Raw genomic sequence first — 20,995 nt, 5'->3', positions numbered from 1 at the left:
GTCGAAGCTCTGGTCTCCATGGGCGAGGAAAGCGGCAAGGGCTGGTGGACCGCGTACCGGCAGGTCCTCGATCAACCCGTGCTGGACCTCGCAGAGCTGGAGGCAGCTGCCGATGCTCTGCATTCGTACGAGTCACTGTTCATCCCCGGTGTTCTCCAGATCGCCGAGTACACGCGCTCGATCTTCAGGTCCAGCCAGAGCGAGCGCTCCACGAGCGAACTCGAGCGTGCGGTCCAGTTCCGGATGGAACGGCAGAAGATCCTCGCCCAAGAACGGCCCCCGACCCTGCACGCGGTCATCCACGAGGCCGCGCTGCACGTTCGATTCGGCAGCACAGCAGTGATGCGCAAACAGTTGCTGCACCTGATCCGCATGGCCGAACTGCCCCATGTCACCATCCAGGTACTGCCGTTCACGGCAGAGGGGCTCTCCGCCTTCAGCACCCCGTTCCTGCTGGTCGGCTCACACGGGGCTGCGCTGGAGACCGTCCTCGTCGAGACCCCGGCGTCCTCTCTCTACGTGCACGAGCGCGAGGCGGTGGACAAGTACACGACGCGGTTCGCTCGCCTCTCCTCCACAGCCCTGCCGCCCCTGGACCCGAAAGTGCCCGCGTCCGCCCACGACTCACGTGACTCCCTGAGTCTGATCCAGCACCTGCTCTATGGCCTACAGGAGATCTGACATGCCCCAACTCGACTGGCAGAAGTCCACATTCAGCGAGGACCAGGCGAACTGCCTCTACATAGCCACCGCCCCCGACGGAACCATCCGCCTGCGCGAAAGCGACACCCCGGACACCATCCTGACCACCGCCCCCGGGCCCCTCGCCGCGCTGCTGAAGGCCCTCTCCGGAGAGCGCTAGGCGGGGTCCCCGCCACCCCACTCCCGCAGCAGCCTCTCCCGATCCGCCGCCCGGGGCGAGCCCCCCTCCCGTGCCCGGCCCCACTCCGCCATCGCCGCCAGCGTCGTGCGGAGCGTTGCCTCGCCCTTCGTCATGTGGGTCAGGAGCGTGAGGGAGAGGTCGTGCTCCGTCTGGGAGTAGCCAGTTGCCGCTGCTACGTACGCCGTCAGCTCCGTTTCCTCGGACTCCGGCCTCGCGAGACGGACCGTCATCGCCGGGGCGTCGTCCGAGCCGCCCAGGCCCACCGTGAGGGCCATGTCCACCAGGACGCCCACCTGGCGCTTGAGGGACTTCACCGGGGCGTCCTCGACCGTCAGGGCGCGCACCTCGTCCCAGGGGTAGAACGCCGACTGCTTGTCGCCCAGGGCCACCACGCCCTCCGGCGTCAGGCGTACCCCCGCCGCGAGGCCCGACGGCTTCGCGCCCACGTACACATCGCCCTCGGCGATCCAGAAAAGTCCCACCATGGCCATGGCGAACCCACCCCCGCTTTCCCCAGCAGAAACGAAAGGGGCCGGGAGGTCCTGCCTCCCGGCCCCTACGCCCACATATTAGTGAGGGCTACTGCTCCGTCGTCCTCTTCGGACGCCACACCACCAGCGCGCTCGCCTGCTGCACGTCCTGGTACGGCACCAGGTCGCGGCGGTACGACGCGTGCACCGCCGCCTCGCGCTGCTGCATCGCCGTAGCCGCGCCCTCCACCGCCGAGGACAGTTCCGCCACCCTCGCCTGCAGCGCGGCGACCTGGTTCTCCAGCTCGATGATGCGCTTGATGCCGGCGAGGTTGATGCCCTCTTCCTGCGACAACTGCTGCACCGTGCGCAGCAGTTCGATGTCGCGGGCCGAATAGCGACGGCCGCGGCCCGCCGTGCGGTCCGGGGAGACCAGGCCGAGGCGGTCGTACTGGCGCAGGGTCTGCGGGTGGAGGCCCGAAAGCTGGGCGGCCACTGAGATGACGTAGACCGGCGTCTCGTCGGTCAACTGGTACGGATTTCGACGACGGCCGTCCATCTCATGCTCCCTTCGCGGCCTGGAACAGTTCTGCCCGCGGATCGTCGTCCGCAGTCGCCTCGCGGTAGGCCTCCAGGGCTTCCTTCGCCGGGTCGGAGAGGGAGGTCGGGACCGATACCTCCACCGTCACCAGCAGATCGCCCCGCGAACCGTCCTTGCGGACCGCGCCCTTGCCCCGCGCCCGCATCGTACGACCGTTGGGGGTGCCCGGAGGCAGCTTCAGGGTGACCGGCGGGCCGCCCAGGGTGGGGACCTTCACCTCGCCGCCCAGTGCCGCCTCGGCGAACGTCACCGGAACCGTCACCGTCAGGTTGTCGCCCTTACGGCCGAAGACCGGGTGGGTGTCGACGTGCACGACCACGTACAAGTCGCCTGCCGGACCGCCCCGTTCACCGGGGCCGCCCTTGCCTCGCAGGCGGATGCGCTGGCCGTCCGATACGCCCGCGGGGATCCGCACCTGCATCGTGCGGGACGACTTCGCCCTGCCCGAGCCCTTGCAGACCTCGCAGGGGTCCTGGGCGATGAGCCCGCGGCCCTTGCAGTCCACGCAGGGGTCGGTCAAAGAGAATCCGCCGCCTCCTCCCCGCGTCACCTGGCCCGTACCTACGCACGTCGGGCACACGCGCGGTGTGCCGTTCTTGTCGCCGGTGCCGGAACAGGCCTTGCAGGGAGCCTGGGAGGACATCCGGAGCGGGACCGTCGCCCCGTCCACCGCCTCCGTGAAACTCAGCGTGACCTCGGACTCGATGTCCTGGCCGCGCCGGGGCTGCGTACGCGTGCCCGCGCCGCCCGCGCCCGCGCCGCCTCGGTTGAACAGGCCCCCGAAGACGTCACCCAGACCGCCCCCGAAGCCGCCGCCGGCGCCGCCCGCTCCACCGCCCGGGGCGCCGCCTCCGAAGAGGTCGCCCAGGTCGAAGTTGAACGAACCGCCGCCGCCCGCGCCTCCGGGACCGGCCCTGAAGCCGCCGTTGCCGAAGAGAGCACGCGCTTCGTCGTACTCCTTGCGCTTCTTGGGGTCGCCGAGGATGTCGTTCGCCTCGGAGATCTCCTTGAAGCGCTCCTCCGCCTTGACGTTGCCCTTGTTGGCGTCCGGGTGGTTCTCGCGTGCGAGTTTCCGGTACGCCTTCTTGATCTCGGCTTCGGTGGCGTCCTTGGGGACGCCGAGGACCTTGTAGTAGTCCTTCTCGATGAAGTCCTTGGTGCTCATCCCCGACGTCCCTCCTCTCGCTTCACAACAGCTCCGTCATGTCAGCCCTCGTCCGGGCCGCCACCGGTCTCCTTGTCCTCCGCCGCGTCGGCGGAGTCCGCGGACGTGGCGGTCTCGGCCTCGCCCTTGACCGTCTGCGCGCCCGGCTGCGGCTCGGCCACGGCCACCCGCGCGGGGCGGATGGTGCGCTCGCCGATGCGGTACCCCGGCTGCAGGATCGCGACGCACGTCGTCTCGGTGACGTCGGGCGCGTACGAGTGCATCAGGGCCTCGTGGATCGTCGGGTCGAAGGGCTCGCCCTCCTTGCCGAACTGCTGGAGGCCCATCTTGGCGACGACCGTCTCAAGGGCCTCCGCGACCGACTTGAAGCCGCCGACCAGCTCGCCGTGTTCACGGGCGCGGCCGACGTCGTCGAGGGTCGGGAGAAGCTCGGACAGGAGGTTCGCCGCGGCGATCTCCTTGACCGTCACCTTGTCCCGCTCCACACGGCGGCGGTAGTTCTGATACTCGGCCTGGAGCCGCTGGAGGTCCGCCGTGCGCTCGCCGAGCGCCGTACGCACCTGGTCCAGCTGGGCGATCAGGCCCACGTCCTGAGCCGATTGAGCCGACTGAGTCTGCTGACTCGCATTGCTTGCGTCCCCGGCCGGGGCCGCCGGGCCCTCCTCGGTGGAGGGCTCGGCGGCCTGCGGCGCCGCGTCATCAGGGGTGGCGCCGGAGGGGACGTCGGGCTTCTCGGTGCTGTCACCGAAGCCCGGAGTCTCCTCGGTCATGCGGCGCCGCCCTTCGTGTCGTTCGGCTTCTCGTCGTCGACGATCTCGGCGTCGACCACGTCGTCTTCCTTGGACATGTTCGGAGCCTCGCCGCCCTCGGCACCCGGGGCAGCGCCCTCGGCACCGGCGGCCTGCGCGTCCGCGTACATGGCCTGGCCGAGCTTCTGCGAGACGGCCGCGACCTTCTCGGTGGCCGTGCGGATCTCCGCCGTGTCGTCGCCCTTGAGCTTCTCCTTCAGCTCTTCGACGGCCGACTCGACCTCGGTCTTCACGTCACCGGGGACCTTCTCCGCGTTGTCCGCGAGGAACTTCTCCGTCTGGTACACGAGCTGCTCGCCCTGGTTGCGGGACTCGGCGGCCTCGCGGCGCTTGTGGTCCTCGTCCGCGTACTGCTCGGCCTCCTGGCGCATGCGGTCGACCTCGTCCTTCGGCAGCGAGGAGCCGCCGGTGACGGTCATCTTCTGCTCCTTGCCGGTGCCGAGGTCCTTGGCCGTCACGTGCATGATGCCGTTGGCGTCGATGTCGAAGGCGACCTCGATCTGCGGGACACCGCGCGGGGCCGGCGGCAGGCCCGTGAGCTCGAACATTCCGAGCTTCTTGTTGTACGCCGCGATCTCGCGCTCGCCCTGGTAGACCTGGATCTGGACGGACGGCTGGTTGTCCTCGGCCGTCGTGAAGATCTCGGAGCGCTTGGTCGGGATCGTGGTGTTGCGCTCGATGAGCTTCGTCATGATCCCTCCCTTGGTCTCGATACCGAGGGACAGCGGGGTCACGTCGAGGAGCAGAACGTCCTTGACCTCGCCCTTGAGGACACCGGCCTGGAGCGCGGCGCCGATGGCGACGACCTCGTCCGGGTTCACGCCCTTGTTGGCGTCCTGGCCGCCGGTCAGCTCCTTGACGAGCTCCGCGACGGCGGGCATACGGGTCGAGCCACCGACGAGAACGACGTGGTCGATCTCGGAGAGCTGGATGCCCGCGTCCTTGATGACGTTGTGGAACGGCGTCTTGCAGCGCTCCAGAAGGTCGGACGTGAGCTGCTGGAACTGGGAGCGCGTGAGCTTCTCGTCCATGTGCAGCGGGCCCTCGGCGGACGCCGTGATGTAGGGCAGGTTGATCGTGGTCTCCGTGGAGGAGGACAGCTCGATCTTGGCCTTCTCGGCCGCCTCGCGCAGGCGCTGGAGCGCCATCTTGTCCTTGCCCAGGTCCACGCCGTGGCCGTTGTTGAACTGCTTGACCAGGTAGTCGACGACGCGCTGGTCCCAGTCGTCACCACCGAGGTGGTTGTCGCCGTTCGTGGCCTTCACCTCGACGACGCCGTCGCCGATCTCCAGGAGGGACACGTCGAAGGTGCCGCCACCGAGGTCGAAGACGAGGATCGTCTGGTCGTCCTTGTCGAGGCCGTACGCCAGAGCGGCGGCCGTCGGCTCGTTGACGATGCGCAGGACGTTCAGGCCCGCGATCTCGCCGGCCTCCTTGGTGGCCTGGCGCTCCGAGTCGTTGAAGTACGCCGGGACGGTGATGACCGCGTCGGCCACCTTCTCGCCCAGGTACGACTCCGCGTCGCGCTTCAGCTTCTGCAGGATGAACGCCGAGATCTGCTGGGGGTTGAACCCCTTGTCGTCGATGTCCACCTTCCAGTCAGTGCCCATGTGGCGCTTGACCGAGCGGATGGTCCTGTCGACGTTCGTGACCGCCTGGCGCTTGGCCACCTCGCCGACAAGCACCTCGCCGTTCTTCGCGAAGGCGACGACGGACGGCGTGGTCCTGGCGCCCTCGGCGTTGGTGATGACGGTGGGCTCGCCGCCTTCAAGAACGCTGACGACAGAGTTAGTCGTGCCCAGGTCGATGCCGACCGCACGTGCCATTTCGGTTCCTCCAGATGTAACTCTTGAGTGGATCTGACTCAACAATGCATGACGGCTGCGCTGGCGTCAACAGAACTGAGTCGAGGGGGCTCAACTCTTATCCAGCCCTTACGCGCAACCAGGCCCCGTCAGGGGCGCGGGGAACTGCGCGACCAGCCACAACCGGCCCGCAGACAGATGTCGGCCCAGCGAAGCCGCAACGCAGGGTTGCCTGAGCGACGCAGATCACCGCCTCGCTGGCTACAGTGCGGCTGAGTAAGTGGGTAGTCTCAGACGGACTGCATAAGTTACCGCTTAGTAATAGTTCGCCTCGCAGGCCCGAGGAGCCCCCAAATGCAACTCGCCGCGATCATCGTGTCGCTGGTCCTAATCGCGGTCGGCGTCGCGCTGTTCGGCCGTGCCATCGTGCAGATCTACCAGTTCATGCGGCTCGGCCAGTCCGTCCCGGCAGGCACCCGCACCGATCAGCCCGTGCAGCGCACCGTCACCGTGGCCAAGGAGTTCCTCGGCCACACCCGCATGAACCGCTGGGGCGTCGTCGGCGTCGCGCACTGGTTCGTGGCGGTGGGCTTCTTCTCGCTGCTCCTGACCATCGTCAACGCCTTCGGCCAGCTCTTCAAGGCCGACTGGATGCTGCCGATCATCGGCGAGTGGGCGCCGTACAACATCTTCGTCGAGTTCATCGGCACGATGACGGTGCTCGGCATCCTGACGCTGATCGTCATCCGGCAGCTGAGCAACCCCGACAAGCCGGGCCGCAAGTCCCGGTTCGCGGGCTCCAAGAAGGGCCAGGCGTACTTCGTCGAGGCCGTCATCCTCATCGTCGGCATCTGCATCTTCACGCTGCACGCCCTTGAGGGTGCCCAGCACCACGTGGACAGCTACGAGGCGTCGTTCTTCATCTCGTACCCGTTCGTCTCGTGGTTCGGCGGCATGGACCTCTCCACGCTGCAGAACCTCACGTACTTCTTCGCCATGGTGAAGATCGCGACGTCCTTCATCTGGATGATCACCGTCGCGCTCAACACGAACATGGGCGTCGCCTGGCACCGCTTCCTCGCCTTCCCGAACATCTGGTTCAAGCGCGACGCGGACGGCTCCACGACGCTCGGCGAGCTCCAGCCCATGACGTCCGGCGGCAAGCCGATCGACTGGGAGGACCCGGCCGAGGACGCCGTCTTCGGTGTCAGCCAGGTCGAGCAGTTCTCCTGGAAGGGGCTCCTCGACTTCAGTACGTGCACCGAGTGCGGCCGCTGCCAGTCGCAGTGCCCCGCCTGGAACACCGGCAAGCCGCTCTCCCCGAAGCTCCTGATCATGTCGCTGCGCGACCACGCGCACGCCAAGGCCCCGTACCTCCTCGCGGGCGGCGGCAAGGACATGGAGGGCAACGAGAAGGCCACGGAGGAGCAGCTCAAGGACGTTCCGGCCGCCGCTCTCGCCGAGGCCGAGCGCCCCCTCGTCGGCACCGCCGAGGAGAACGGCGTCATCGACCCCGACGTCCTGTGGTCCTGCACCAGCTGCGGCGCCTGCGTCGAGCAGTGCCCGGTGGACATCGAGCACATCGACCACATCGTCGACATGCGCCGCTACCAGGTGATGATCGAGAGCGCGTTCCCCTCCGAGGCCGGAACGATGCTCAAGAACCTGGAGAAGAAGGGCAACCCCTGGGGTCTCGCCAAGAAGCAGCGCCTTGAGTGGCTCAAGGAGCTCGACTTCGAGGTGCCGGTCGTCGGCAAGGACATCGAGGATCTGACCGAGGTCGAGTACCTCTACTGGGTCGGTTGCGCGGGCGCCCTCGAAGACCGGGCCAAGAAGACCACCAAGGCCTTCGCCGAGCTGCTCCACATGGCGGGCGTCAAGTTCGCGATCATGGGCGGCGACGAGAAGTGCACCGGTGACTCCGCTCGCCGCCTGGGCAACGAGCCGCTGTTCCAGCAGCTCGGCCAGGAGAACGTGATGGCGCTGAACATGGCGTTCGGCGAGGAGCTCGACGACGACGGCAAGGTCACGCCCGAGTCGGCCAAGCCGAAGACCGCGAAGAAGATCGTCGCGACCTGCCCGCACTGCCTCAACACGCTCGGCAACGAGTACCCGCAGCTCGGCGGCGACTACGAGGTCATCCACCACACGCAGCTGCTCCAGCACCTCATCGACGAGGGCAAGCTGATCCCGGTGACGCCCGTCGAGGGCCTCATCACCTACCACGACCCGTGCTACCTGGGCCGGCACAACAAGATCTACACGCCCCCGCGCGAGATCATGTCCGCCGTCCCCGGCCTGCGCCAGCAGGAGATGCACCGCCACAAGGAGCGCGGCTTCTGCTGCGGCGCCGGTGGCGCGCGGATGTGGATGGAGGAGCGGATCGGCAAGCGCATCAACACGGAGCGGGTCGACGAGGCGCTCAGCCTCAACCCCGACATCGTGTCGACCGCCTGCCCGTTCTGCCTGGTGATGCTCACCGACTCCGTCAACGGCAAGAAGAACGACGGCAAGGCCCAGGAGTCCCTCCAGGTCGTGGACGTCGCGCAGTTGCTGCTCGACTCCGTGAAGACGCCGGTGGACCCCGCAGGTGAGTCCGAGACCGCGGACGAGCCGGAGCCCGAGCCGGTCAAGTAGCGAAAGCCGTACGGCTTCAGGCCGGTTCCGCCCTCAGGGCGGGACCGGCCTTTCGTGTGGAGGGGGAGGGGGGCATCATGTGCTGGTTGTTGTCGGGCGGGGCGGTCGGGGTGGGTGATGGGCATGCGGAGTGCCGGGACACGTGGCATACGTGGCGTCAGACGCGGCGGTGCCGTGGGCACGGCGGCCGTCGTCAGCTGTGCGCTGCTGCTCGCCGGATGCGGCGGCGGCAACGACGAGGCGGACAGGCCCGACGCACGGCACCGGCCCGTCAGCATGGCGGGCAAGGGAACTCCCCAGGAGCCCGTCCCCCGCGGCAAGGGCAGCAAGGTCGAGGACGACTTCAACGGTGACGGCGCCCCCGACCTCGTACTCGACGACCTCGTGCACAGCGGCCATGGCGACGACGCGGGCATCGGTGTCGTCTACGGGTCGAAGAGCGGACTGCGGCCCGGGGCGCGGCAGTTGCTGAGTGCGCAGACCAACGGGGCGCGTACGAAGGGTGAGTTGCCCGCGGCCTTCGAGTCGGAGGCCTCCTGCGACCTCGACAAGGACGGGTTCACCGATCTGCTGGTCTCCACCGACCCGCCGTACGACGGCATCGGCCAGCCGCCCGTCCCGCTGCAGATCCTCTTCGGCTCACCCCAGGGCCTGACGGGCAAGGCCGTGAAGGTGCGGGTGCCCAAGCAGTCCCGCATCGGCAACGACTGGTCCGACCAGCCGGTGTGCGGGGACTTCGACGGGGACGGCGGACACGACCTCGTCCTGCACGCGAGCGGCGCCCGGCTGACCTTCCTGCGCGGTCCCTTCAAGCGGACCGGCGCCCCGCGCGCCGCGGGCAAGCCGCTTGCCGCACCCGGCAACGACCTCGTCACCGGCAAGGCCACGGACGTCGACCGCGACGGCTACGACGACCTCCTCGTCCGCAAGGCCGCGGGCGCGTCCGGCACCGCGGCCGGGGCCCTCGTCATGGGCGGCCCGAAGGGCCCCGCCGAGACCGGGGTGCTCTTCCCGTCCGGCACGGACACCGCGTTCGGACGCTTCGGCAAGGGCAGGGCGGCGACGGACGCGGCCATCGCGGGCCCGAACGGAGTCGCCCTGCGCTACGACGTGCCCGGCACCCTGCGCTCCACGCTCGAGGCGAAGAACGTGGCCGTGGACGCGGGCGACTTCGACGGGGACGGCCTGAGCGAGCTCGTCCTGAGCGAGGGCGGCGGCGGGAGTGGCGGCGGCGCCGGTGAGGTGCGGGTGTTCAGGGGACGGGCCACGGGCCTCGGCACGAACGCCACCGCGATCGTGGCCCCCTCGGCCAAGGGCACGACCCAGGTCCTCGCCATCGCGGACTTCGACGGGGACAAGCGGGCCGATCTGGTCCTTCGTACGTACCGGGGAGACGGCGAGGACACGGTGGGGGTGTATCCGGGGGTGAAGGGCGACCTGGTCGCGCGCAAGCCTCGGCTCACCTTCTCCACACAGGAGTTCTTGGCCCTGGGGGACGGTGCGTGAGGGCGCTGCGGCGTATGGGTCTTGCCCTCTGCTGTACGACGGCTCTGCTCGCCGGATGCGGAGGCGCCACGGACGAGGGCAGCGCCCGTAGCGAGGTCCGCCCTCCGCTCAAGAGTTCGCCCGCCGTCGGCAAGGCCTCGAAGGACCCCGACACCGGGGACTTCAACGGGGACGGGTTCGACGACTACGCGGCGGAGGTCGACTTCGAGGGCCCGGACGCGGACCGGTCCGACATCGAACTCGCCGTCGTCTACGGCTCCGCGAAGGGTCTCCTCACGGGGTCGCCGGTACGGGTTCCGGACGGTGACGGCGAGGGCGAGGGCGACGACGGCGAGGGCGACGACGGCGAGGGCGAGGGCGAGGGCGAGGGCTTCTTCAGCGAACCGCTCCGAGCCGACCTCGACGGTGACGGCTTCACCGACCTGATCGGCTCACGCGGGAAGTACCCGGACACCAGGACCTTCGCCCTGTTCGGTGGCGCGCGGGGGCTCTCCGCCCCCAAGGACCTCGATGTGCCCGACGGATTCCGTCCGTTGGCAGCCGGTGACTTCGACGGGGACGGGTCCGTGGATCTCCTCGACGGCGGGAAAGGCACGATCGACGACGAGAGCGGTGAGGAGTGGGACCCGAGGCTGCCCGCCGAACGGGAAAGGGGCGAGGTGCTGTTCGGCCCCTTCAACCGCGCAGGTACTCCGGCCCGCTCCTGGGCCATGGACTTCAGCCAGCACGGCTACACCACTCCGCTGGAAGCGCACACGGGTGACGTCGATGCCGACGGACGCACCGACATCCTCCTACCGTACGGGTTCGACGCCGAGCAGGACGATCTCGCCCCCGACGATCTGACGTGGCTCGCCTACTACCGGGGTGATGCCAAGGGCGGCCTGGTGCCGGGGCCCGATGTGAAACCCGACCTGTACGACGCCATGAGCACCGTGGAAGGACTGCGCGGCGTCACCGTCGCCGACGCGGACGGCGACGGCATCGACGACGTGATCGGCTCGGGCGAGGCCTCCGACAACAACGCGGGCGGGGGCAGTGACCCCGGTGAGATCACCATCATCTACGGCTCCAAGTCAGGCCTGGGCAAGGGGCGTTCGGCCAAGCGGATGAAGCAGAAGGCGTGGAGCTGGGGCTTCGACCCAAAGGTCGGCGACGTCACGGGCGACAAGATGCCCGACCTTGTCCTCGGCGACAACGACCCGAAGGAGAACGGCGGCGAGGTCTCCCTCCTGCCGGGCACCTCGGAAGGGCCGGACCTGGACGGCGCGCAAACCGTGAGTCCGCTGACCGATGGCCTGCCCAGCACGACGGGAAAGCCTTACAGGTGGACCGAGTTCGGCTCCGACGAGCTGCTCGACTTCAACGGGGACGGCCGCCAGGATCTGATCGTCCTCGCCGGGAAGTGGGAGAGGAAGAAGCCCGCCTTCCTCGCGTTCCGGGGGACGGCTGAGGGGCTGGATCCGGGCCAGGTGCAGTACTTCACGCCGAACTACCTGAAATCTTAGGGGCGCGGGGTGAACTCACTGGTGGACAAGCACAGTTGGGCCTCCATCGCCCGCGTCGGCACGGCGACGGGCCTGGTCGTGTGCTGCACGGCCGCGACGCTCGCAGGATGCGGTGTCTTCGGCGGTGACACCAGGCCGTTCGGCCGCCCGCCCGCGGGCAAGGCCGCGAAGGATCCGTCGCCCAAGGATTTCAACGGCGACGGGTACGACGACTACGCGACCGTCCTGAAGTCCGGTCGCATGACGGACCAGAACCGGGAGCGGAACAGCTACACGCTGACCGTGGTGTACGGCTCCCCCGAGGGCCTGCGGCCCGAGTGGTCCGTGCGCGTCCCGGCGGGCGACGAGGAGGCGACGTTCGGCCGGATCCTGCGCACCGACCTCGACAACGACGGGTTCACCGACCTCGTCTCCACGCTCATCGGCGGCGCCGGTGACATCGGGACCTTCGTGATGTTCGGTGGCGCGCGGGGACTCTCGGGTGTCACGCGCTTCGACGTGGACGGCCGCCCGCCGGAGGCCGCCGGTGACTTCGACGGCGACGGTGCCACAGATCTCTTCGACGGCGACCAGACGCTGTTCGGCCCCTTCGACAGGAAGAAGCGGCTGCCGGCCCGCACCGCGCGCGTCGACGAGCCCAACGGCACGCCCAAGGACGTCGCCACCGGCGACTTCGACGGCGACGGCCGCACCGACGTGGTGATGACGAACGAGTACCACGGGGACGACTACGAGCAGGACGACGACCCGCCCGAGGCCCCGTCGCAGGCCGTCTACTTCCGGGGCGGGGCCAAGGGACTCGTCCGCGACGAAGGCCCGCGGCTCGAACTCGAGTCGAGCATGTCCACCTATGACGGACCGCGCGGCGGCGGCGCGGGCGACGTGGACGGCGACGGCATCGACGATTTCGTCGCCACCGGCGAGGCCGCCGCCGGGAGCGGCAGCATGCTCACCGTCATCCACGGTTCCAGGGCCGGGCTCGGCAGCGGCAAGGCCGCCGAGGTCCTGGAGGGCCGCGGCTCCACCTGGGGCCAAGGCCCCATGGTCGGCGACGTCGACGGTGACCGCCGCCCGGACCTGGTGGCGGGGCGGCCCGGCTTCCACATCATCGACCCCGACAAGATCCTCCTGCTGCGCGGCGGCCCCCACGGGCCGACCACGGAGCGGGCCCAGACCCTGACCGGCGGGGACGAGGGCCTGCCCGACGGCGTCAAGGCGCACCAACTGGAGCGTCTCGACCTCCTTGACGTCGACGGCGACCACCGCCAGGACGTGGTCGTCTTCTCGCAGAACCTGACGAAGGACCCGGGCCACTTCCTGGTGATCGGCGGTACCGGGGAAGGCCTGGGGACCGAGGACATCCAGCACTTCACCGCCGACGACGTCGGCGTCCAACTCTGGGGCAAATAGGCCGCTTTGGGGCATCCCGCCCGTTCACCTTCCGGCCACCTCTTCCACCCCGTCGCACAACCATTCGTACGCCTCACCAGTCACACCCCCCGGAAGTATTTCCCCACTCCCGGGAGTCCCACGTGCGCGTACGTAACCTGGCCATCGCCGCGAGTGTCGCAGCCCTCGCCGCCGCGGGTCTGACGCTGCCCCTCGCGGGCACGGCGAGCGCCGCGTCGACGCTCAAGGACGACTACGACGGCGACGGTTACCGCGACCTCGCGATCGGGACGCCCGGCGCCAACTCCGTGACCGTGACGTTCGGCTCGGCCTCTGGTGTGTCCGAGGGCCGCTCGGTCACCGTCACCCAGGACACGGCCGGGGTTCCCGGAGTCACCGAGGCCGAGGACGAGTTCGGCGAGAACGTCACCAGCGGTGACGTGAACGACGACGGTTACGCCGACCTGATCGTCGGCGCCCCCGGCGAGAAGGTGACGGGCAAGCCCTCCGGCTCCGTCACCGTCATCAAGGGCGGCAAGACCGGATTCACCGGCGGCAGCCACGTCGTGAACGCCCCGGCCGACACCGCGGGCCGCTTCGGCGAGGCCACCACCTGGAACGACCTGGACACCGACGGCGCGCCCCAGCTTGCCGTGATCAGCGGCGACAACTGGTGGTACTACTCCGGTGCGGGCGAGGACGGCCGCGCGTACGGGCTCGAGGTCGACTTCCTGCCCGAGGGCGTACGCCTGGACGGCATGGTCAGCGGCAACTTCAAGTACAAGGACGGCTTCGGCTACGTCCTGTACGGCGAGCGCGCGGACGGCGGCGCCTACACCGCCCACATGAACGGCGGCGCCGGCGACTACGGCTACCAGGCAGAGCTCCTGGGCGAGGGCGACGACCCGGCGGCCACGCGTGAGGCGGCCACCGCGGGTGACGTCGACGGCGACGGCTACGACGACCTGATCACCGGCAACTCCCGTGACGGCAAGGGTGGTTCGGTCACCGTGCGGCTCGGCGGCGACCGCGCGTTCGGCGCCCCGGCGACGTACGACCAGGACAGCGCGGGCATACCGGGCGCCGGCGAGGCGGGCGACGGCTTCGGCGCCTCCGTCGCGGCGGGCGACGTGACCGGCGACGGCCTCGCGGACCTCGCGGTGGGCGCGCCCGGCGAGACGGTCGGCACGGTGGCCGGGACCGGCAGCGTCACGCTCCTCAAGTCCTCCGGCTCCACGTTCACCTCGGGCAAGGCCTGGCACCAGGAGACCGCGGGCGTGCCCGGCGTCGCCGAGGAGGGCGACCACTTCGGCGCGTCCGTCCGCCTCAAGGACATCAACAGGAACGGCAAGGCGGACCTGGCCACCGGCGCCACCGGCGAGGACATCGCCGCGACGCGGGACGTCGGCGCCGTATGGGTGCTTCGCGGCACGTCGACGGGTCTGACGTCGTCGTACGCGGCCTCCTTCAACGGCTCGGACTTCGGGCTCGGCGGCGCGGACGCGGGCTTCGGCCGGACGCTGCGCTGAGCAGCGGCCCTTCTCGTCAACCCCCTTACTACCAGAGCGAGTTGGAGACACCCCGTGGCCTCAACGGCTGACCACGTGCGGAAGCCCGCGCGGAACCAGATCCTCGCGGCGGGCGCGCTCTGCGCCGCGACCGTGCTCGGCGTCGCGGGCCTGACCGCGGGCGGCGCGTCCGCCGCCGAGCCCGCCAAGCCGACGGCCGACTACAACAACGACGGTTACGCGGACCTCGCGGTCGGCGTGCCCGGCGCCACGGTCGGCGGCAAGGCCAAGGCCGGGTACGTGAACGTGGTCTGGGGCGGTGCGTCGGGCCTCGGCAAGCACGGCTCGACCACCGTCAGCCAGGCCACGGCGGGCGTGCCCGGCACGGTGGAGGCGGGCGACGCGTTCGGCACGGCCGTCGACTCGGACGACATGAACGGCGACGGCTACAGCGACCTGGTCGTCGGCGCGCCCGACGAGGACAACGACGCGGGCCTTTCCGCGGGCACCGTCGCCGTCGTGTGGGGCTCGGCGAGCGGCTTCAAGGGCGGCTTCACCGCGGCCAACGGAGCTGTCAGCGACGGGAGTTACGGGGCGCTCCTGGCGACCGGCGACTTCGACAAGGACGGCGACAAGGACATCGCCCTCAACTCCCATTTCGACGAGACCAGTTCGGTCGTGGTGCGTCCGGGCCCCTTCACCGCGGGCTCGCCCGCCGCTGTGGAGCGGGTCGAGGGCTGGCACTTCGCGGGACCGGTCACGATGGTCGCCGGTGACTTCGACGGGGACGGCGGTGATGACATCGCGTTCTCGTACCACGGCATGGAGGTCAGCGGTACGACGGTGAAGAGCCGCGCCGCGTCCGGCGAGTGGAAGACGACGTGGGACGCGGCCGACAGCACCGACACCGCGCTCGCCGCCGGTGACTTCGACGGGGACGGCACGCAGGACCTGGCGGTCGGCAACGTCCAGGCCAATCCGGAGGCGGACGGTACGTACTGCGAGGACCGCCTTGGCGGGGCGATCCTCACGGTCTACGGCAAGCAGGGCAGCACGCTCGGCGGCGAATTCTCGTGCACGTCGCAGAGCGGTCCGCAGGTCGGCGGCAGCGCGGAGTCCGGGGACAACTTCGGGGCGCGCCTCGCTGCCCTCGACTCCGACCAGGACGGCCGCGACGAGCTGATCGCAGGCGCCGACGCGGAGGCGGTGGGCACCGCCGAGAACGCGGGCACGTACTGGTTCCTCACATCGACCGGCGCGGGCACGCGTCTCGCGGGCCCCGCCTTCAGCCAGAACTCCGCGGGAGTCGCGGGCACGGCGGAGGCGGGCGACCGCCTCGGCGCGGCGGTCACCGCCGGTGACTACAACGGCGACGGCCTCCCGGACTTCGCCGTGGCCGCGCCCGGCGAGGACGCGAGGTCGGGCGGTGTCTGGTACGCCCGGACGCCCACGGACGGCCCGAGCCCTGCGGTGACGTCGGTGACTCCCGGGAAGCTGGGGCTCTCGGGCGCCAGTGGCTACGGGGCAGTGCTGAGCCGGTAGCGAGCTGAGTTTTCCCGTACGGGCGAGGGTTCTCCGCCCGTACGGGGTTCGACCACCCCCCTGAGCAGCAGACGACAACCCAGGAGCCCCCGTGCCCAAGCACAAGCGCACCACCTCTCACAGACCCGGCCGCCTGGCCGTGGCGACAGCCGCCGCCGCGGCCCTCACAGGCGGACTTCTCACCCTCTCGGCGACCTCCGCGTCCGCGGCCCCCGCGGCCACGCAACCGGACGACGCCGACTTCAACGGCGACGGCGCGGCCGACCTCGCCACGTCCGCCCCGCACGCCAACGTGGGCGGCAAGGACAAGGCGGGCCAGGTGGTCGTCACGTACGGCGGTGCCGAGCAGCGCCACGCCACCTTCAGCCAGAACAGCGCGGGCGTCCCCGGCACCGCGGAGACCGGCGACGTCTTCGGCGCCGACACCGCGTACGGGGACTTCAACAGCGACGGCTACGACGACCTCGCCGTGGGCGCCATCGGCGAGGACGTCGGCACGGATGTCGACGGCGGCACCGTCCAGGTCCTGTGGGGCTCCCCCGGTGGCCTGTCCGGCGGCGCCACCGTCAAGGACCCGCGCCCCACCAAGCACGACCGGTTCGGCGGCCCCCTCCAGGCGGGTGACTTCGACGGCGACGGCAAGGACGACCTCGCCGTCGGAGCCGCGTCGGGCGCCGCCACCATCGACATCCTCGACGGCGGCATCTCCCGCACCGGCGCCACCGGCGGCCACTACACCGTGCTGCCGCCCATCCACAGCGGCGAAGGCGCGGGCCCCTTCAACCTGCACTCCGGGGACGTCAACGGCGACGGCAAGGACGACCTGATCGTCGACGGCTACTCCACCGCCGACGACTACAACGCCAACCTCTGGCTGCCCGGCAGCGCGAACGGCGTCACCACGAACGGCGTCCAGCGCTTGCCCGCCGGCTACATCACCGACGTGGGCGACACGGACGGCGACGGCTACGGCGACGTCATCATCGGCCTCACCTGGGACGAAGGCATCGACGGCGCCAACAAGGGCGGCACGGTGTACGTCGTGAAGGGCAACGCGAACGGCCCGTACGGCGAGAGCCAGGCCATCACGCAGGACTCTGCGGGCATCCCGGGCGGCGGCGAGACAGGCGACTCCTTCGGCTCGGAGCTCGACCTGGGCGACATCAACGGCGACGGCCACCTCGACCTCGTCGTGAGCTCCCCCGGCGAGGACCTGGAGGGTGTCGCCGACGCGGGCTCGGTCACCGTCATCTACGGCGCGGCGGACGGCTCCGGCCTCTCCACGCAGGGTGCGGCCCTGTACAGCCAGAACACCCCGGGCGTCCCCAACTCCAATGAGAAGAACGACTACTTCGGCTCGGACGTCCACATCGACGACCTGAACGCGGACGGCCGGGGCGATGTCTCCGTCGGCGCGCAGGGCGAGAACGGCGCCAACGGCGCGTTCTACACCCTGGACGCCCTCCCCGACGGCACCCTCGCGGGCACGTCCGGCGCCTACACCTCCACGGTCGGCATCTCGGCCACGGGCACACCACGCCTCGGCACCAACTTCGCCGACTGACCCACCACCCCCGCTCCCTCCCGCCCCCTCTGAACACCGGGCCCGCACCCCTCCGTGCGGGCCCGGCTCTCTCCCCTCGGAGCTTCCGTGCGCATACGCACCTTCGTCCTGGCCGCATCCCTGGCGACCACCGGCCTGCTCGGCCTCCCTGGCGGAGCGGCCTCGGCCGCGCCTGCCCCGTTCGCCGACGACTTCAATGGCGACGGCTACCGCGACACCGCCGTCGCCGCCCCCGATGCCACCGTCTCCGGCAAGGAATCCGCCGGCGCAGTCATCGTGTTCTACGGTTCGGCGAACGGCATCAGCGCCGGCCGCCGCCAGACCGTCTCCCAGTCGAGCGCCGGGGTTCCGGGCGCCGCCGAGACCAACGACAGGTTCGGCGAGTCGCTCGCGACCGGTGACCTCGACCTCGACGGCTACGCGGATCTGCTCATCGGCACCCCACGCGAGGACCTGGACGCCGATCGCGACGCGGGCAGCCTCACTGTCGTCTGGGGCGGCGCCTCCGGACTCGGCGCCGGAGCCACGGTCAAACCGTCGGCCGTACCGGACAAGGGGTGCGCCTTCGCGGAAGCCCTGACCACCGGGGACACCGATGACAACGGTGCGGCGGACATCGCAGTGGGCTCCCGCTGCAGCGCCCAGTACTTCCAGGGGCCGTTCACCCGCCAGGGTGTTCCCCTCTCGCGCGGGAAGGACCGTCAGCTCGGCACCACGCGCGCCGCGGTGACGGGCAATCTCGACGGCGACAGGACAGCGGAACGCGTCATGCTGCCCGGGCTGTCCGAGGGCGACGGTGGCACTGTCCTCCTCGACGACTGGACACAGGGTCAGTACAAGCGAACCGACTTGACGCGCGCGGACGGCACGGTCGGCGCCGTAGGTGACGTCAACGGCGACGGATACGGCGACCTGGTCCTCGGCGACGACATGGACCCGGAGGCGGACCGGCCCGACGCCCATCTCGGTGGAGAGATCTCCGTCTGGTACGGCGGGCCCACCGGCATCAATGCCGACCAGACTCCGACCCGGATCAACCAGGACACCGCCGGTGTCCCCGGCACGGGCGAGCGCAGTGACCGGTTCGGTTTCTCGGTCAGCAGCGCGGACACCGACAACGACGGATTCAGTGACGTCGTCGTGGGGGCCCCGGGAGAGACCGTCGACGGCAAGGACTTCGCGGGTTCGGCGACGGTCCTGCTCGGTTCCGCGCACGGGCTGACCGGCTCAGGGGCGCGAGCGATCCACGAGAACACCCAGGGGGTGCCGGGGGCCGTCGAGGCCGACGACACCTTCGGCTCGGTGGTCGATCTCGTGGACAGGAACGGCGACGGCAAGGCGGACCTCAGCGTCGGTGTGCCCGGCGAGAACGGCACCGGCTGCACCTGGAACACCCGTGGCACCTCCGTCACCCGCTCCTTCTATCTCTGCGCCGACAAGCTGGGCGTGACGGGCGACTCCGCCGCATTCGGATCGGTCATCTCCCGCTGAAGGGCCTGGCGGCCGGCTCGCATCTGGGTGAGCCAGTCAATGAGTGAGGACCGGTGACATGAGCCTGAGCGTGGACGTCTTCGTCATCGGCGAGGACGGCGGGCGTCACGTCCTCGACACCCCGGAAGGTGCCAACGACCTGGCAGGCTTCGAGAGTTGGCGCACCAGGGTCTGGGGCTCGGACGCCGTCCGGGCCCTGGGCGCCTGGTTCTTCCCGGTCCTGGCCGACAGCGACCTGTGGATCGCTCCCGGCCAAGTCCCGGACTTCCGCCGCGAGTGCGCCCTCCTGCGCGCCAACCTCGAACGCATCGCCTCGCAGCCGTACCCGCAGAAGACGTACGAGTGGTACCTCGACACCCTCTCGGTCCGCCTCGGCTTCATCGAGGACGCGGCGGAACGCGCGGCGGAGGTCGGCGGCGGGGTCGTGATCTGGTGAGCACGTGCCGGGGGAGCGTGTGCGGGGCGGGAACGTCCCGGGCGCGTCAGGGCAACCCTCGCCCAACTCCGCGTGTCAGACAGGTGAACCTGCCGCACCCGCCGCACCTGTGCACCACGCGTACCGAACTTCCCTTTTCCACGAACGAGTTGGAGCCAGCATGCCCCTGCGCGCACGCACCCGTAGCCGTACCGCACGTTCCCTCGCCGTCACCGCCTCCGCGACCGCCCTGGCCGCCACCGGCCTCACCCTCCCCCTCGCGGCCACCGCCACCGCCGCGCCCGGCCCCGCCCCGCTCTCCGCCGACTTCAACGGAGACGGATACGACGACCTCTTCGTCGGCGTGCCCAGTGGCACCGTCGACGGCAAGGCCAAGGCCGGGTACGTGAGCGTCGTGTTCGGTGGGGAGTACGGGCCGGGGCCGCACAGTGTGCGGCGGATCACTCAGGCCACCGTCGAGGTGCCCGGCACCCCGGAGAGCGGTGACCGGTTCGGGGGGTCCGTCGTGGCCGCGCATGTGGACGACGACAAGTACGCCGACCTCGTCATCGGCGCTCCCGGCGAGGACATCGACGCCAAGACCGACGCCGGTTCCGTCACCGTCCTGTACGGCACGGGCGACGGCTTCGCCCTCGCCAACACCGCCGCCCGGGGCGCGAAGTCCGGCGACGTGTACGGGAACTCCCTCGCCGCCGCCGACTTCACCGGTGACACGGACGTCGACCTCGCGATCGGCGGCAAGGACCAGGTCGTCGCCAACTTCAACCCGCTCGCCGCCGACACCCGGCCCGTCATGGCCGACCGCATGGGCGGCCGGGCCCCGGTCCTGACGACCGGCGACTTCGACACCGACGGGCTTCCCGACCTCGCCCTCGGCTACTACACGCAGAACCAGCCCTACACCCAGTCCCACATCCGCCTCTACGGCTGGAACAAGGACGAGGGCTCCATGGCCAACTTCTGGAACAATTCCAACGGCGCCGCGAACGCCCTCGCGTCCGGCGACTTCAACGGCGACAACTACGACGACCTCGCCCTCGGCAACTGCCGCGAGAACGCCGACGAGAACATCGACGACCCCTGCGGCCCCGAGGAGCTCACCAAGGGCGGCGGCATCCACATCCGCTTCGGCGGACCCAACGGCAGCTTCGGCTGGGAGCAGCAGACCTTCAACCAGGACACCGCGGGCATGCCCGGCGTCGCCGAGACCGGTGACGGCTTCGGCGACGCGCTCGCCGTGGCCGACATCGACGCCGACGGCCACGACGACCTGATCGCGGGCGCCCCCGGCGAGGCCATCGGCAGCGCGGCGAAGGCGGGCAGCGTCACCGTCCTCAAGGGCGGCGAGATGGGCCTGCTCGACCCGGCGGGCGCGGCGAACGCGGGAACGGCCGCGTACCAGCAGAACTCCCCCGGCATCCTGGGCGTCGCCCAGGCGGGCGACCTCTTCGGCGGGGCCCTCGCCTTCGGTGATCACAACGGCGACGGCGTCCCGGACCTGTCCGTCGCCGCGCCCGGCGAGAACTCCGCCGCCGGCGGAGTGTGGGACCTGCCCGGCGCCAAGGCCGGCGGCTCGGTCGTCACCCCGAACTCCCTCGGCCTGCCCGCCTCTTCCGACCCGCTGGCGTACGGAGCGGTGCTCGGGAAGTAGCCGGTCACCGGCGACAGCCGCGGCACCAGC

The 20,995-nt window shown here is 70.2% G+C and carries 17 protein-coding genes; 12 read left to right on the top strand and 5 right to left on the bottom strand.

Annotated elements, in window-relative coordinates; all coding sequences use genetic code 11:
• Positions 1–18 precede the first annotated feature (18 nt).
• Both E5671_RS25300 and E5671_RS25295 read left to right on the top strand, forming a co-directional pair.
• Positions 19–681, top strand: coding sequence for a DUF5753 domain-containing protein (locus tag E5671_RS25300; RefSeq protein ID WP_160506228.1), 663 nt, complete (start codon positions 19–21; stop codon positions 679–681).
• Position 682: 1 nt separating this feature from the next.
• Entirely contained in the window at positions 683–862 is a 180-nt protein-coding gene (locus tag E5671_RS25295) for a DUF397 domain-containing protein (protein WP_160506227.1), read from the top strand.
• Here E5671_RS25295 and E5671_RS25290 read toward each other — a convergent pair.
• From E5671_RS25290 to dnaK, 5 genes are all read right to left on the bottom strand, one after another.
• Positions 859–1,374, bottom strand: coding sequence for a hypothetical protein (locus E5671_RS25290; protein ID WP_160506226.1), 516 nt, complete (start codon positions 1,372–1,374; stop codon positions 859–861). The two genes, E5671_RS25295 and E5671_RS25290, sit on opposite strands and share 4 nt — an antisense overlap.
• A gap of 88 nt (positions 1,375–1,462) precedes the next feature.
• The gene (locus E5671_RS25285) at positions 1,463–1,912 is read right to left on the bottom strand and encodes a heat shock protein transcriptional repressor HspR (protein ID WP_160506225.1); all 450 of its coding nucleotides are present in this window, start codon (positions 1,910–1,912) and stop codon (positions 1,463–1,465) included.
• Between the two features lies 1 nt (position 1,913).
• Positions 1,914–3,119: a molecular chaperone DnaJ gene (gene dnaJ, locus E5671_RS25280; protein WP_160506224.1), complete on the bottom strand. Its 1,206-nt coding sequence runs from the start codon at positions 3,117–3,119 to the stop codon at positions 1,914–1,916.
• A gap of 41 nt (positions 3,120–3,160) precedes the next feature.
• Positions 3,161–3,889 carry a nucleotide exchange factor GrpE gene (gene grpE / locus E5671_RS25275; RefSeq protein ID WP_160506223.1) on the bottom strand — a complete coding sequence of 243 codons (729 nt, stop codon included), beginning with the start codon at positions 3,887–3,889 and terminating at the stop codon, positions 3,161–3,163.
• The gene (gene dnaK / locus E5671_RS25270) at positions 3,886–5,754 is read right to left on the bottom strand and encodes a molecular chaperone DnaK (RefSeq protein ID WP_160506222.1); all 1,869 of its coding nucleotides are present in this window, start codon (positions 5,752–5,754) and stop codon (positions 3,886–3,888) included. Before dnaK ends, grpE begins: the two co-directional genes overlap by 4 nt.
• A 333-nt stretch (positions 5,755–6,087) precedes the next feature.
• On the opposite strand from dnaK, the gene E5671_RS25265 reads away from it, so the two are divergent.
• From E5671_RS25265 to E5671_RS25220, 10 genes are all read left to right on the top strand, one after another.
• Positions 6,088–8,370 (top strand): (Fe-S)-binding protein, encoded by a 2,283-nt coding sequence (locus tag E5671_RS25265; RefSeq protein ID WP_160506221.1) that lies wholly within the window; start codon positions 6,088–6,090, stop codon positions 8,368–8,370.
• Positions 8,371–8,544: 174 nt separating this feature from the next.
• Entirely contained in the window at positions 8,545–9,876 is a 1,332-nt protein-coding gene (locus tag E5671_RS25260; protein WP_336605839.1) for an FG-GAP repeat domain-containing protein, read from the top strand.
• 14 nt (positions 9,877–9,890) lie between these two features.
• A complete protein-coding gene (locus tag E5671_RS25255; protein WP_160506219.1) occupies positions 9,891–11,384 on the top strand; it encodes an FG-GAP repeat domain-containing protein in 1,494 nt (497 codons plus the stop codon).
• A 9-nt stretch (positions 11,385–11,393) separates the two neighbouring features.
• Positions 11,394–12,794: an FG-GAP-like repeat-containing protein gene (locus E5671_RS25250; RefSeq protein WP_160506218.1), complete on the top strand. Its 1,401-nt coding sequence runs from the start codon at positions 11,394–11,396 to the stop codon at positions 12,792–12,794.
• A gap of 122 nt (positions 12,795–12,916) precedes the next feature.
• Positions 12,917–14,302 (top strand): FG-GAP repeat protein, encoded by a 1,386-nt coding sequence (locus E5671_RS25245; RefSeq protein ID WP_160506217.1) that lies wholly within the window; start codon positions 12,917–12,919, stop codon positions 14,300–14,302.
• Between the two features lie 54 nt (positions 14,303–14,356).
• Positions 14,357–15,823 (top strand): FG-GAP repeat protein, encoded by a 1,467-nt coding sequence (locus E5671_RS25240; protein WP_160506216.1) that lies wholly within the window; start codon positions 14,357–14,359, stop codon positions 15,821–15,823.
• Between the two features lie 91 nt (positions 15,824–15,914).
• A complete protein-coding gene (locus tag E5671_RS25235; RefSeq protein WP_336605838.1) occupies positions 15,915–17,387 on the top strand; it encodes an FG-GAP repeat protein in 1,473 nt (490 codons plus the stop codon).
• Between the two features lie 87 nt (positions 17,388–17,474).
• Positions 17,475–18,878, top strand: a complete 1,404-nt coding sequence (locus tag E5671_RS25230; protein ID WP_160506215.1) for an FG-GAP repeat protein — start codon at positions 17,475–17,477, stop codon at positions 18,876–18,878.
• Between the two features lie 58 nt (positions 18,879–18,936).
• Positions 18,937–19,314 carry a hypothetical protein gene (locus E5671_RS25225; RefSeq protein ID WP_160506214.1) on the top strand — a complete coding sequence of 126 codons (378 nt, stop codon included), beginning with the start codon at positions 18,937–18,939 and terminating at the stop codon, positions 19,312–19,314.
• Positions 19,315–19,474: 160 nt separating this feature from the next.
• Positions 19,475–20,965 carry an FG-GAP repeat protein gene (locus tag E5671_RS25220; RefSeq protein WP_160506213.1) on the top strand — a complete coding sequence of 497 codons (1,491 nt, stop codon included), beginning with the start codon at positions 19,475–19,477 and terminating at the stop codon, positions 20,963–20,965.
• Positions 20,966–20,995 lie beyond the last annotated feature (30 nt).

The organism is Streptomyces sp. BA2 (assembly GCF_009769735.1).
In the GTDB taxonomy this organism is placed as follows: domain Bacteria; phylum Actinomycetota; class Actinomycetes; order Streptomycetales; family Streptomycetaceae; genus Streptomyces.
This window is presented reverse-complemented; position numbering and strand designations above follow the sequence as displayed.